The organism is Embleya sp. NPDC001921, from assembly GCF_053594475.1.
Map to the genome: position 1 here is coordinate 36,510 of NZ_JBSFEO010000015.1, position 12,706 is coordinate 49,215.

The window sequence follows — 12,706 nt, forward strand, 5'->3', positions numbered from 1 at the left end:
TTGGCTACCGATTACTACGAGGTCCTCGGGGTGCGGCGGGACGCCACCCCGGAGGAAATCAAGAAGGCCTTCCGCCGGCTCGCTCGGGAGCTGCACCCGGACGTCAATCCGGACCCGAAGACGCAGGACCGGTTCAAGGAGATCAACAACGCCTACGAGGTCCTCTCGGACCCGCAGAAGCGGCAGATGTACGACCTCGGCGGCGACCCGCTGTCCTCCGGGGGCGGCGCGGGCGGTGGCTTCGGCCAGGCCGGCTTCGGCTTCAGCGACATCATGGACGCGTTCTTCGGTCAGGCCAGCCAGCGCGGTCCGCGCTCGCGTACGCGCCGCGGCCAGGACGCGATGATCCGGATCGAGATCACCCTCGAAGAGGCCGCGTTCGGCACCACCCGCGAGATCCAGGTGGACACCGCCGTCACGTGCAACACGTGCAACGGCGAGGGCGCGGCGCCGGGCACCACGGCGCAGACCTGCGACATGTGTCGCGGTCGCGGCGAGGTCAGCCAGGTCACCAAGTCCTTCCTGGGCCAGGTCATGACGTCGCGGCCGTGTCCGCAGTGTCAGGGCTTCGGCACCGTGGTCCCGCACCCGTGCCCCGAGTGCGCGGGCGACGGCCGGATCCGCGCGCGGCGCACGCTCACCGTCAAGATTCCGGCGGGCGTGGACAGCGGCACCCGGATCCAGCTCGCGGGCGAGGGCGAGGTCGGCCCCGGCGGCGGTCCGGCCGGCGACCTGTACGTGGAGATCGTCGAGGTCCCGCACACCACCTTCCAGCGGCGCGGCGACGACCTGCACTGCACCGTCACCATCCCGATGACGGCGGCGTCACTGGGCACCAAGGTGCCGTTGCAGACGCTGGACGGCACCGAGGAGATCGACATCCGCCCCGGCACCCAGTCGGGCCAGTCGATCCCGCTGCACGGGCGGGGCATCACCCACCTGCGCGGCGGCGGCCGGGGCGACCTGGTCGTGCACGTCGAGGTGCAGACGCCGAACAAGCTCGACCCCGAGCAGGAGGAACTGCTGCGCCGGCTGGCCAAGCTGCGCGGCGAGGAGCGCCCCTCGGGCCAGTTCACGCCGGGCCAGCAGGGCCTGTTCTCCCGGCTCAAGGACGCGTTCAACGGACGCTGAGACGATGCGCGGCGCGCCCGAGGGCGCGCCGCGCGGTTTCCCGGTCGCGGGTGTCGGACGGGCCGATTCCCGGCCACTTCGGCACCCGCGGCGCGTCGGCGGGGGGACGGCGGCTCCGCCCGCCGCCGGACACTCCCTAGGCTGGGCCGGGTGACGCGAGCCGAGCCGACCGAGCGAACGGGGAGCATGATGCCGACCAATACCGACCCCACCCGGCTCGCCGCACTGCCGATCGTGCAGGCGCCGATGGCCGGCGCCGCCGGACCCGCGCTCGCGGCGGCGGTCACCCGCGCGGGCGGGCTCGGCTTCCTGGCCGCCGGGTACCGCTCGGCCGACGAACTGGCCGCCGAGATCGGCGAGCTGCGCACGCTGATCGGCGACGCGCCGTTCGGGGTCAACGCGTTCATGCCGCACCCCACGCCCACCCGCGCCCAGGACGAGCTGACCCGGCGCTACGCGGCCTCGCTCACCCGGGCCGCCGCCCACTACGGCGGCACGGTCGGCACGCCCGCCCCGGGCTGCGAACGCGACGACTGGGACGCCAAGCTCGCGCTGCTGCTCGCCCACCCGGTCCCGGTCGTGAGCTTCACCTTCGGCCTGCCCGACACCGACGCGATCACCGCGCTGCGGGCCGCGGGCACGCTGACCGTGGCCACCGTCACCACGCCCGAGGAGGCCCGCGCCGCAGCCGGCGCCGGGGTCGACGCGCTGTGCGTGCAGGGCGCCGAGGCCGGAGGCCACCAGGGCGGCTTCGCCAACCCCGACGCGCCCGCCCCGTACGGCCTGCTCACCCTGCTCACGCTGATCGCCGCCGAGACCGAGCTGCCGCTGATCGCCGCGGGCGGCCTGATGACCGGCCGACAGATCGAGGCGGTGCGGCTCGCCGGCGCGAGCGCGGCCCAACTGGGCACCGCCTTCCTGCGCTGCCCGGAGGGCAGCGCGTCCGCCGCGCACAAGGCCGCGCTCGCCGACCCGGCGTTCGACCGCAGCGTGCTCACCCGCGCGTTCTCCGGCCGCTGGGCCAGGGGACTGCGCAACGGCTTCGTGGCCCGCCACGAGGCCGAGGCCCCCGGGGTCTACCCCTTCGTCCACCACCTGGTCTCGCCGATCCGCAAGGCCGCCGCCGCCCGGGGCGAGGCCGACGGCCTGGCCCTGTGGGCCGGTCAGGGCTGGCGCCTCGCCCGCGAGGAGCCGGCTGCCGAGGTGATCAGCCGGCTCGTCGACGAGATGGCCGCAGCCCGAAAGGCACGCGCTTGAGCGCCCCCGTCTTCCTCGCCCCCGGCGACGCCATCCGGCACGGCCGGCAGGTCGTCCTCGACGGAGCCGAGGGCCGGCACGCCGTCACGGTGCGCCGGCTCGTCGCCGGCGAGCCGGTCGTCCTGGCCGACGGCGCCGGACTGGCCGTGTACGGCACGGTCAACCGTACCGAGGGCAAGGACACGCTGTACGTCGACGTCGACTCGCGCACCGAGGAACCCGCCCCCACGCCCCGGATCGTGGTGGTCCAGGCGCTGCCCAAGGGCGACCGCGGCGAACTCGCGGTGGAGACGATGACCGAGGTCGGCGTCGACGTGATCGTGCCGTGGGCCGCCTCGCGCTGCATCACCCAGTGGAAGGGCGAGCGCGGGGCGAAGGCCCTGGCCAAGTGGCGCTCGACCGCCCGCGAGGCGGGCAAGCAGGCCCGCCGGCCGCACCTGCCCGAGGTGACCGAGCAGATGAGCACGCGCCGGGTCACCGCCCTGCTCGGCGCCGCCGCGTTCGCGGGCGTCCTGCACGAGGCGGCGACCGAACCGCTCGCGACCGCCGCGACGCCGACCCGGGGCGATCTGGTCCTGGTGGTCGGCCCCGAGGGCGGGGTGTCCCCGGAGGAACTGGCCGAGTTCGCCACCGCCGGCGCGACCGCCTACCGACTCGGCCCGACCGTACTGCGCACCTCCACGGCCGGCGTCTCGGCCGCGTCCGTCCTGCTGGCCCGCTCCGGCCGCTGGGCCTGAAGCGCCGGGCGCGGCACGTGACTACGATCGGGGGCGACCGCCCGTGATCGACTCGGACCCGATGGAGGCACCCATGGCTGCGGGGGAACCCCAGGCCGACTGCCTGTTCTGCAAGATCCTCGCCGGCGACGTCCCGGCCACGATCGTCCACGAGACCAAGGACGTGGTGGCGTTCCGGGACATCAACCCGCAGGCGCCCACGCACGTCCTGGTCATCCCGCGCGCGCACTACGCCAACGCGGGCGAACTGGGCGCCCGGGCCCCCGAGCTGGCGGGCGTGCTGTTCGCCGAGGCGGCGGTCGTCGCCGCCGCCGAGGACATCGCCGATTCCGGCTACCGGATCGTCTTCAACACCGGCGCCGGTGCCGGGCAGACCGTGTTCCACGTGCACGCGCACCTGCTCGGCGGCCGCGGGCTGAGCTGGCCTCCCGGCTAGTCGAACGTGTCCACCAGGGAATTCGTCGTCCTCGGCACCGCGAGCCAGGCCCCGACGCGGCAGCGCAACCACAACGGCTACCTGCTGCGCTGGGACGGTGAGGGGCTGCTGTTCGACCCCGGCGAGGGCACCCAGCGGCAGATGTCGCACGCCGGGGTGGCCGCGCACGACATCACCCGGATCTGCGTCACGCACTTCCACGGTGACCACTGCCTCGGCCTCCCCGGCGTGATCCAGCGCATGTCGCTGGACCGCGTGCCCCATCCGGTGACCGCGCACTACCCGGCCAGTGGGCAGCAGTGGTTCGACCGCCTGCGCCACGCGACCGCGTTTCACGAGACCGCCGTGCTGATCGAACACCCCCTGGCGGGTGAGCACGTCGAACTCCCCGCCGGGCCCTTCACCCTGCACGCGCGCCGGCTGTCGCACCCGGTCGAGTCGTACGGCTACCGCGTGGTCGAGCCGGACGGCCGCCGGATGTTGCCCGAGCGGCTCGCCGCACTGGGCATATCCGGCCCGGACGTGGGCCGGATCCAGCGCGAGGGCCGGGTCGGCGCGGTGACCCTGGAGCAGGTGAGCGCGCCCCGGCCCGGGCAGAAGTTCGCCTTCGTGATGGACACCCGGCTGTGCCCGGCCGCGGTCGAGCTCGCGCGCGACGTGGACCTGCTCGTGTGCGAGTCCACGTTCGCCGACGCCGACGCCGACCTCGCGCGCGAGGTCGGCCACCTCACCGCGCGCGACGCGGCGGGGATCGCCGCCGAGGCGGGCGCCCGCCGGCTGGTGCTGACCCACTTCTCCCAGCGCTACACCGACGTGGGACCGCTCCTGGAGCAGGCCCGCGAGGTGTTCCCGGACACGATCGCGGCGCACGACCTGGACCGGATCGAGGTCCCCGGGCGGCGCCCGGTGCCGGAATAATCCCCGGGTCCGCCGCGCCCGGAGAGTTACCATTGAGCAACATCGAACCGCTTCCCGAGCACGGAAATGAGGCGTGATCAGGCCGCCAAGGCCGCCCATGGCTCCCACGACGAACGCGCGAGGCGCGAGCTCCGAGAACACCGCGCGAGAGACCACGCGCGAAACTCCGACCGCGCAGGCCCAGGCGAAGATCACGATCCCCGCCAAGCACCCCATGGTGGCGCTCCTCGGTTCCGGCGACTCGTTCCTGCGAGTGGTCGAGCAGGGGTTCCCCGAGGCCGACATCCACGTCCGAGGCAACGAGGTCACCGTCTCCGGCACCGAGGCCGACGTGGCCCTGGTCCGCCGGCTCTTCGACGAGCTCCTGGTCATCGTGCGCACCGGCCAGCCGCTCAACGAGGAGGCGGTCGAGCGCTCGGTGGCGATGGTGCGCTCGAACGACGGACACGGTCCCGCCGAGGTGATGACCCTCAACATCCTGTCCAACCGAGGCCGCACGATCCGCCCCAAGACGCTCAACCAGAAGAGCTATGTGGACGCGATCGACGAACACACCATCGTGTTCGGCCTCGGCCCGGCGGGCACCGGCAAGACCTACCTGGCGATGGCCAAGGCGGTCCAGGCCCTGCAGTCCAAGCAGGTCACCCGGATCATCCTGACCCGCCCCGCGGTCGAGGCGGGCGAGCGGCTCGGCTTCCTGCCCGGCACGCTCTACGAGAAGATCGACCCGTACCTGCGCCCGCTCTACGACGCGCTGCACGACATGATCGACCCCGACTCGATCCCGCGCCTGATGGCCGCCGGCACCATCGAGGTCGCCCCCCTCGCGTACATGCGCGGTCGCACGCTCAACGACGCGTTCATCATCCTGGACGAGGCGCAGAACACCTCGGCCGAGCAGATGAAGATGTTCCTGACCCGGCTCGGGTTCGGGTCGCGGATCGTGGTCACCGGGGACACCACGCAGGTCGACCTGCCCGGTGGCACCCAGTCGGGGCTGCGCGTGGTGCAGGAGATCCTGCGGGGCGTGGACGACATCGCGTTCTGCCACCTCACCAGCGAGGATGTGGTCCGCCACAAGCTGGTCGGCCGGATCGTGGACGCGTACGCGCGCTACGACATCCAGGTCGAGGCCAACGGCCACGCGAGCGGCAACGGGGACGTGCCCGGGTCGCGCGGCCGGCGGCCGGTGGACAAGAACGGTCGGGGCAAGCACACAGTGAACATGCAAACAGTGGAACGGGAAGTGAACTGAAGGCCATGTCCATCGACATCGCCAACGAGTCCGGCACGGGGGTGGACGAACACGCGATCGTGGACGTCGCCCGGTGGACGCTGGACCGTATGCGCATCCATCCACTGGCGGAACTGTCCGTGGTCATCGTGGACGAACCCGCGATGGAACAACTGCACATCCAGTGGATGGACCTGCCCGGTCCGACCGACGTGATGTCCTTCCCGATGGACGAGCTGCGTCCCGGCAAGGCCGACGAGGATCCCCCGCAGGGACTCCTCGGCGACGTCGTGCTGTGCCCGACCGTCGCGCAGCGCCAGGGCGCGGCGGCCGGCCACTCCATGGACGACGAACTGCACCTGCTCACCGTGCACGGCGTGCTGCACCTGCTGGGCTACGACCACGCGGAACCGGACGAGGAGCGCGAGATGTTCGCGCTGCAGAAGGAACTGCTCGAATCCTGGCGGGAGGCCCGTCGCGCCGCGGGAGACCGCGGATGACCCCGCCGGCGGATACATCCGCCCCCGGCCGGCATCGAACCGGGGGCGGCAGTGCCCGCTGACAGCGTGCTGCAACTCGTGGGCGGCGCGGTCGTCCTGGTGGTCGTGGCCGGTCTCTTCGCGTGCCTGGAGACCGCCCTATCGCGCATCTCGCGGGTCCGCGCCGAGGAACTGGTCCGCGCGGAACGCCGGGGCGCCAAACGCCTCCTGACGGTGGTTCAGGACCCCGCCCGCTATCTCAACCTGGCCCTGCTGGTGCGGGTCGCGTGCGAGCTGTCCGCGGCCGTCCTGGTCACCGTCGTGTGCATGGACGACTTCGCCGAGACCTGGCAGGCGGTGCTGGTCACGATCGGGATCATGGTCGTGGTGTCCTACGTCGCGGTCGGCGTGTCCCCGCGCACCGTGGGCCGGCAACACCCGGTCACCGTGGCCACGATGGGCGCCCCCGTGCTCTTCGGGCTCGCCCGCGTGCTCGGCCCGCTGCCCAAACTGCTGATCCTGCTGGGCAACGCGCTCACCCCCGGCAAGGGCTTTCGCGAGGGCCCGTTCGCGTCCGAGGCCGAACTGCGCGCGTTCGTGGACCTGGCCGAGAAGGACTCGCTGATCGAGGACGACGAGCGCGAGATGTTGCACTCGGTGCTGCAACTGGGCGACACCATCGTGCGCGAGGTGATGGTGCCCCGCCCGGACATGGTCTTCATCGAGCGGCACAAGACGCTGCGCCAGGCGATGTCGCTGGCGCTGCGCAGCGGCTACTCGCGGATCCCGGTGATCGGCGAGAACGAGGACGACGTGGTGGGCATCGTCTTCCTCAAGGACCTGGCCCGGCGCAGCACGATGGGCGATCCCGGCTGGGCCAAGGAGGACGTCGACTCGATCATGCGCCCGGCGACCTTCGTGCCGGACAGCAAGCCGGCCGACGACCTGCTGCGCGAGATGCAGGCCGACCGCACGCACATGGTCGTGGTGGTGGACGAGTACGGCGGCACCGCCGGGCTGGTCACCATCGAGGACATCCTGGAGGAGATCGTCGGCGAGATCACCGACGAGTACGACACCGAGAGCGCGCCGGTCGAGCAACTCCCGGACGGCGCCTTCCGGGTCACCGCCCGGCTGCCCGTGGACGAGCTGGGCGAACTCTTCGGCCTCGAACTCGACGACGAGGACGTGGAGACGGTCGGCGGACTGCTCGCCAAGGCGCTCGGCCGGGTGCCGATCCCGGGCGCCGCGGCCGTGGTCGAGGGTCTGCGGCTGATCGCGGAGAGCCCGTCGGGCCGGCGCAACCGGGTCGGCACGATCGTGGTGAGCCGGGTCGAGCGGGACGCAGGCTAGGGTGTGCCGGCACCCGTACCGCGCCGAGCAGGAGGCCCCCGTGAGCGCCGAGACGCCCGAGTTCACCGTCGACCCCGAGGACGCCAAGATCGTCACCCTGGCCCGGGCCACCCGGGCCCGCAACGGGGCGAGCGAGGGCGCCGCCGTGCGCGACGAGACCGGACGCACCTATACGGCGTCCACGGTCGCGCTGCCGTCGTTGGAGCTGTCCGCGCTGCGCACGGCCGTCGCGATGGCGGTCGCGGGGGGAGCGCGTGGTCTGGAGGCGGCGGCGATCGTCGGGGAGGCCGAGACGGTCCCCGAGGCCGACCGGGACGCCGTGCGCGATCTGGGCGGCGCCGGTACGCCGATCCTGTCGGCCGGCCCGGACGCGGTCGTGCGCGCGATCGTGACCGTCTGAGGTTCGCTTGGGACCGTCCGGGGTCGGCCGGCGCCCGTCCGGGGTCGGCTCCGGGGCGGCCGGCGCACCCGCGGCGCAAGGAACGCTCGCATCTTGAGCGACAATGTCACGCATGAGTGATCGCCCTAACCCCTCCGCGCCCGTCCACCGCTCGGGCTTCGCGTGTTTCGTGGGCCGCCCCAACGCCGGCAAGTCCACCCTGACGAACGCGCTGGTGGGCACGAAGGTGGCGATCACGTCGGGCCGCCCCCAGACCACCCGCCACACGGTGCGCGGCATCGTGCACCGTCCCGACGGCCAACTCGTCCTGGTGGACACCCCCGGCCTGCACAAGCCGCGCACGCTGCTCGGCCAGCGGCTGAACGACCTGGTCCGGGCCACGTGGGCGGAGGTCGACGTGATCGGCTTCTGTATCCCGGCCGACCAGAAGGTGGGGCCCGGTGACAAGTTCATCGCGGCCGAGCTGGCCGAGGCCAAGCGCACGCCCAAGGTCGCGATCGTGACCAAGACCGACCTGGTGGACCAGCAGACGCTGGTCCAGCAGTTGCTCGCGGTGCAGAAGATGGGCGAGGACGTCGGCATCGAGTGGGCCGAGATCATCCCGGTCTCCGCCGTCGGCGACAGCCAGGTGACCCTGGTCGCCGACCTGCTGATGCCGCTGCTGCCGGCGGGCCCGCCGCTGTACCCGGACGGCGAGCTCACCGACGAGCCGGAGATGGTGATGGCGGCCGAGTTGATCCGCGAGGCGGCCCTGGAAGGCGTCCGGGACGAACTCCCGCACTCCCTCGCGGTGGTCATCGAGGAGATGATCCCGCGCGAGGACCGCCCCGCGGACAAGCCGCTGCTCGACGTGCACGCGAACCTCTACGTCGAACGACCGAGCCAGAAGGCGATCGTCATCGGGCACAAGGGTTCACGGCTGAAGGACGTGGGCACGCGGGCCCGCAAGCAGATCGAGGCGCTGCTTGGGACGCCCGTCTACCTGGACCTTCACGTGAAGGTGGCCAAGGACTGGCAGCGCGACCCCAAGCAGCTCCGCAAGCTCGGATTCTGAGATCGAACGGGTGGGTCAGCGGCCGTAGGGGCCGCTCTGGTTACGGTTCGCGGACATCAGGATGAACACGGCGGCGCCGACCGCGACGACGGCGCCGACCAGGACCATCCAGAGGCCGAATTCGGCCGTGAGGTCCACGTTCTCCAGGATCTTCTTGGCCCGATCGGCCTGGGCGCCGGAGAGGTCAGCCTCCTGGATCGGCAGCCGGGTCTTGTCGGCGATGTTCCAGATCGCGAAGCCGAGCGCCACGATGCCCGCGACTCCCGCGCCCGCGGCGACCTGGGCCTTGCGCATCGCGACGCCGACGCCGAAGAGCACCACGGCGATCAGGCCCGCGGCCAGCGTCCACTTGCCGTCGCCTTCGAGGCCCTTGATCGGGTCGCCCTTGCCGTCGGCGCCGATCCAGGCCAGGCACGAGCCGATCGCCACGATCACCGACGCGATCACGCCGGCGATCGCGGCCGGCGCGAACGGCGCGAGCCCGCCGCCGCCCATGCCGCCTCCGCTCGGCGTGGGCGGCGGATACCCACCGGGCTGCTGCCCGTAGCCCTGCTGCTGGCCGTACGGCTGCTGCTGCTGTCCGTACCCGGGCGGCGGCTGCTGGCCGTACTGCGGGGGCTGCTGCCCGTACTGCGGCGGCGGGGGCTGCTGCCCGTATCCGCCCTGCTGAGGTTGTTGTCCGTAGCCCGGGCCGCCCTGCTGGGGGTATCCGCCGGGCTGGCCCTGACCCGGCTGTGGTCCGTATGGGCCCTGGTTGTCGTAGCTCATGGTCAGGCAGCGTAGGAGGAACCCGGCCTTCGGGGGAGGGTCGGGGCCGAAAAGATCGCATGTGTTCGTATGCCGGATGCCGGCCCGACCGCTGCGACCGGTCGGGTATGGTTGCAAAATCATGCGTCAGTGGCTGCTTCTCCTTAGCCGCCGCGCCGGGGGCTCATCCCTCTGACAGAGGTCAGACCGGCTCCCCCGTCGCGGGGATAGAGGCATGTCCGCACGTCGGAGCCTCCGGGATGTCGATTCCTCCCGTCGCCGGCCTACCTGCCGTTGCAGCCCGTTCCTCGCATACACAGGAGACCAGCCGCATGCCTTCCGTGAATCGCGTCACGCCGATCACCGCCTCGTCCGTGACGCAGCAGCCGTCCGGGATGCCGATCCACAAGTACAAGCCGTTCCAGGGCGTCGACCTGCCGGACCGCACCTGGCCGTCGAAGACGATCACGGTCGCACCGCGCTGGCTGTCCACCGACCTGCGGGACGGCAACCAGGCGCTGATCGACCCGATGAGCCCGACCCGCAAGCGGACCATGTTCGACCTGCTGGTGCGGATGGGATACAAGGAGATCGAGGTCGGCTTCCCGGCCGCGTCGCAGACCGACTTCGACTTCATCCGCTCGATCATCGAAGAGGGCGCGGTACCGGAGGACGTCACCATCTCGGTGCTGACCCAGGCCCGCGAGGAACTGATCGAGCGCACCGTCGAGTCGCTGATCGGCGCGCCCAAGGCCACGGTGCACCTGTACAACGCGACCGCGCCGACCTTCCGCCGGGTCGTCTTCAACGTCGATCGCGAGCAGTGCCGGGCGATCGCGGTGTCCGGCACCGAGCACGTGATGCGCTTCGCGGACAAGCACCTGGGCGAGGAGACCGCGTTCGGCTACGAGTACTCGCCGGAGATCTTCATCGACACCGAGGCGGACTTCGCGCTGGAGGTCTGTGAGGCGGTGATGGACGTGTGGCAGCCCGAGGCGGGCCGCGAGATCGTGCTGAACCTGCCCGCGACGATCGAGCGTTCGACGCCGAACGTGTACGCGGACCAGATCGAGTGGATGAGCCGCAACCTCACCCGCCGCGAGTTCATCGCGCTGTCCGTGCACCCGCACAACGACCGGGGCGCGGCGGTGGCGGCGACCGAGCTGGCCGTGATGGCCGGCGCCGACCGGGTCGAGGGCTGCCTGTTCGGGCACGGCGAGCGGACCGGCAACGTGGACCTGGTCACGCTGGGGATGAACCTGTTCAGCCAGGGCGTGGACCCGATGATCGACTTCTCCGAGATCGACGAGATCCGGCGCACCGTCGAGTACTGCACGCAACTGCCGGTGCACCCGCGCCACCCGTACGCGGGCGACCTGGTCTACACCGCGTTCTCCGGCTCGCACCAGGACGCGATCAAGAAGGGCCTGGAGGCGCTGGAGCGGGACGCGGCGCAGGCGGGCAAGCCGGTCGAGGAACTGGACTGGGCGGTGCCGTACCTGCCGATCGACCCCAAGGACGTGGGCCGCACCTACGAAGCGGTGATCCGGGTCAACAGCCAGTCCGGCAAGGGCGGCGTCGCGTACGTGCTCAAGGCCGACCACAAGATGGACCTGCCGCGGCGCGCGCAGATCGAGTTCTCCCGGATCATCCAGACCAAGACCGACGCCGAGGGCGGCGAGGTGACGCCGGCACAGATCTGGGCCACCTTCCGGGACGAGTACCTGCCCACCCCGGACGCCCCGTGGGGTCGGCTGGAACTGCGCGGCCACCGCACGCTCTCCGGTACGGACGGCAAGGACGTGCTGACCGTCGAGATGAGCGTGGACGGCGAGGTGCAGACGCTGGAGGCGATCGGCAACGGCCCGATCGACGCGTTCGTCCGGGCCCTGGGCGACCTGGGCTTCGACGCCCGGGTGCTGGACTACAGCGAGCACGCGATGAGCGGCGGCGAGGACGCGCGCGCCGCGGCCTACGTCGAGTGCGCGGTCGACGGCCGGGTGCTGTGGGGTGTGGGCGTGGACGAGAACATCGTGCGCGCGTCGCTCAAGGCGATCGTGAGCGCGGTCAACCGCGCCGCGCGCGGCTGATCACGACGGAGTGACCGACGGCGGCCCCCGGTTCGACCGGGGGCCGCCGTTTCTTGTCCCCCGACGTTCCCGATGGTGCCGACGCCGGCGTCACGTGGTGCGGGCGGTCCGCCCCGCCCGTCGACGGCCCGTATCGCCCTGCCCCGCGTGAACAAAAGTAACCATCTGTCCGCTTTCGATGACGCTTCGTGAAATCCGTGGCAGCATCGGAGCAGGCGGAAATATCGCTTTCCGCCGGCGGGACGCAGGGGGCTGCACCATGTTTTTCGTCGTGGGCATCCGGACCATCCGATCGGCGATCGGGGACGGCGAGTTCCACTGTCCGGCGTGCGGAGGCGATCGACGCTTCCGCAAGGGCGGGGGCCGGCGCCGGCTCGTGCTGTTCGGTGTGGCGCTGATCCCGCTCGGGCGGGCCGGATCGGGGATCGAGTGCGCGGTGTGCTGCACCCGGCACGAGGTCTCGGTACTGGAGACGCCGACCGCCCGAGCGCTCACCCTGATGCTGCGCGAGGCGGTGCGCGCGCTCGTGGTGGCCGTCGTCGCGGCCGTGGACGACGAGCCGCACGCGGCGGACGCGGTGCGCGCGGCGGCGGTCGAGGCGGTCCGGGCCGCGGGCATGCCGAGCTACGACGCGTGCGCGCTCGCCGTCGACGTGGGGGCGCACCTGGCGCAGGACACCGCGTGGGCGCTCGCCGAGATCGCCCCGCACCTCGCGGTCGCCGGGCGCGAGCACCTGGTCGGCGTCGCGGCCCGGGTCGCGCTGGCCTGCGGGGCGTACGACCCGGCACACCGGGTGATCCTGTACCACGCGGGCGACCGGCTCGGGCTCGGCCGGGCTCGGGTCGACCACGTGCTCGCGGGCCCGTGAAC

The 12,706-nt window shown here is 72.0% G+C and carries 13 protein-coding genes; 12 read left to right on the forward strand and 1 reads right to left on the reverse strand.

The window, feature by feature from the left end:
* From dnaJ to era, 10 genes are all read left to right on the forward strand, one after another.
* Positions 1–1,131: a molecular chaperone DnaJ gene (gene dnaJ / locus ACWCPW_RS19095; RefSeq protein WP_449762748.1), complete on the forward strand. Its 1,131-nt coding sequence runs from the start codon at positions 1–3 to the stop codon at positions 1,129–1,131.
* Between the two features lie 189 nt (positions 1,132–1,320).
* Positions 1,321–2,388 (forward strand): nitronate monooxygenase, encoded by a 1,068-nt coding sequence (locus ACWCPW_RS19100; RefSeq protein WP_449762749.1) that lies wholly within the window; start codon positions 1,321–1,323, stop codon positions 2,386–2,388.
* Positions 2,385–3,125 carry a 16S rRNA (uracil(1498)-N(3))-methyltransferase gene (locus ACWCPW_RS19105; protein ID WP_449762750.1) on the forward strand — a complete coding sequence of 247 codons (741 nt, stop codon included), beginning with the start codon at positions 2,385–2,387 and terminating at the stop codon, positions 3,123–3,125. Before ACWCPW_RS19100 ends, ACWCPW_RS19105 begins: the two co-directional genes overlap by 4 nt.
* A gap of 73 nt (positions 3,126–3,198) precedes the next feature.
* Complete coding sequence (locus ACWCPW_RS19110; RefSeq protein WP_449762751.1) at positions 3,199–3,561, forward strand: histidine triad nucleotide-binding protein; 363 nt, start codon at positions 3,199–3,201, stop codon at positions 3,559–3,561.
* A 6-nt stretch (positions 3,562–3,567) separates the two neighbouring features.
* Positions 3,568–4,479, forward strand: coding sequence for a ribonuclease Z (locus ACWCPW_RS19115; RefSeq protein WP_449762752.1), 912 nt, complete (start codon positions 3,568–3,570; stop codon positions 4,477–4,479).
* 214 nt (positions 4,480–4,693) lie between these two features.
* Positions 4,694–5,734 carry a PhoH family protein gene (locus tag ACWCPW_RS19120; RefSeq protein ID WP_449762871.1) on the forward strand — a complete coding sequence of 347 codons (1,041 nt, stop codon included), beginning with the start codon at positions 4,694–4,696 and terminating at the stop codon, positions 5,732–5,734.
* A 5-nt stretch (positions 5,735–5,739) separates the two neighbouring features.
* The gene (ybeY, locus tag ACWCPW_RS19125; protein ID WP_360304623.1) at positions 5,740–6,213 is read left to right on the forward strand and encodes an rRNA maturation RNase YbeY; all 474 of its coding nucleotides are present in this window, start codon (positions 5,740–5,742) and stop codon (positions 6,211–6,213) included.
* A 51-nt stretch (positions 6,214–6,264) separates the two neighbouring features.
* The gene (locus tag ACWCPW_RS19130; RefSeq protein WP_449762753.1) at positions 6,265–7,545 is read left to right on the forward strand and encodes a hemolysin family protein; all 1,281 of its coding nucleotides are present in this window, start codon (positions 6,265–6,267) and stop codon (positions 7,543–7,545) included.
* A gap of 40 nt (positions 7,546–7,585) precedes the next feature.
* A complete protein-coding gene (locus ACWCPW_RS19135) occupies positions 7,586–7,945 on the forward strand; it encodes a cytidine deaminase (RefSeq protein WP_449762754.1) in 360 nt (119 codons plus the stop codon).
* 103 nt (positions 7,946–8,048) lie between these two features.
* Positions 8,049–8,999, forward strand: a complete 951-nt coding sequence (era, locus tag ACWCPW_RS19140; protein WP_395862015.1) for a GTPase Era — start codon at positions 8,049–8,051, stop codon at positions 8,997–8,999.
* 15 nt (positions 9,000–9,014) lie between these two features.
* Here the strand turns inward: era and ACWCPW_RS19145 are convergent, their stop codons facing one another.
* Entirely contained in the window at positions 9,015–9,767 is a 753-nt protein-coding gene (locus ACWCPW_RS19145) for a hypothetical protein (RefSeq protein ID WP_449762755.1), read from the reverse strand.
* Positions 9,768–10,078: 311 nt separating this feature from the next.
* Here ACWCPW_RS19145 and leuA point away from each other — a divergent pair, with 311 nt between their 5' ends.
* Positions 10,079–11,836: a 2-isopropylmalate synthase gene (gene leuA, locus ACWCPW_RS19150; protein WP_449762756.1), complete on the forward strand. Its 1,758-nt coding sequence runs from the start codon at positions 10,079–10,081 to the stop codon at positions 11,834–11,836.
* A 259-nt stretch (positions 11,837–12,095) separates the two neighbouring features.
* Positions 12,096–12,704: a TerB family tellurite resistance protein gene (locus ACWCPW_RS19155; RefSeq protein WP_406296094.1), complete on the forward strand. Its 609-nt coding sequence runs from the start codon at positions 12,096–12,098 to the stop codon at positions 12,702–12,704.
* The last annotated feature ends 2 nt before the right edge of the window (positions 12,705–12,706 follow it).

Bases quoted from the DNA above. Each gene is read 5' to 3' on its own strand.
- ACWCPW_RS19100 (WP_449762749.1), top strand. From the start codon at position 1,321: ATGCCGACCAATACCGACCCCACCCGGCTCGCCGCACTGCCGATCGTG.
- ACWCPW_RS19110 (WP_449762751.1), top strand. From the start codon at position 3,199: ATGGCTGCGGGGGAACCCCAGGCCGACTGCCTGTTCTGCAAGATCCTC.
- ACWCPW_RS19120 (WP_449762871.1), top strand. From the start codon at position 4,694: ATGGTGGCGCTCCTCGGTTCCGGCGACTCGTTCCTGCGAGTGGTCGAG.
- ybeY (WP_360304623.1), top strand. From the start codon at position 5,740: ATGTCCATCGACATCGCCAACGAGTCCGGCACGGGGGTGGACGAACAC.
- era (WP_395862015.1), top strand. From the start codon at position 8,049: ATGTCACGCATGAGTGATCGCCCTAACCCCTCCGCGCCCGTCCACCGC.
- ACWCPW_RS19145 (WP_449762755.1), bottom strand. From the start codon at position 9,767: ATGAGCTACGACAACCAGGGCCCATACGGACCACAGCCGGGTCAGGGC.
- leuA (WP_449762756.1), top strand. From the start codon at position 10,079: ATGCCTTCCGTGAATCGCGTCACGCCGATCACCGCCTCGTCCGTGACG.
- ACWCPW_RS19155 (WP_406296094.1), top strand. From the start codon at position 12,096: ATGTTTTTCGTCGTGGGCATCCGGACCATCCGATCGGCGATCGGGGAC.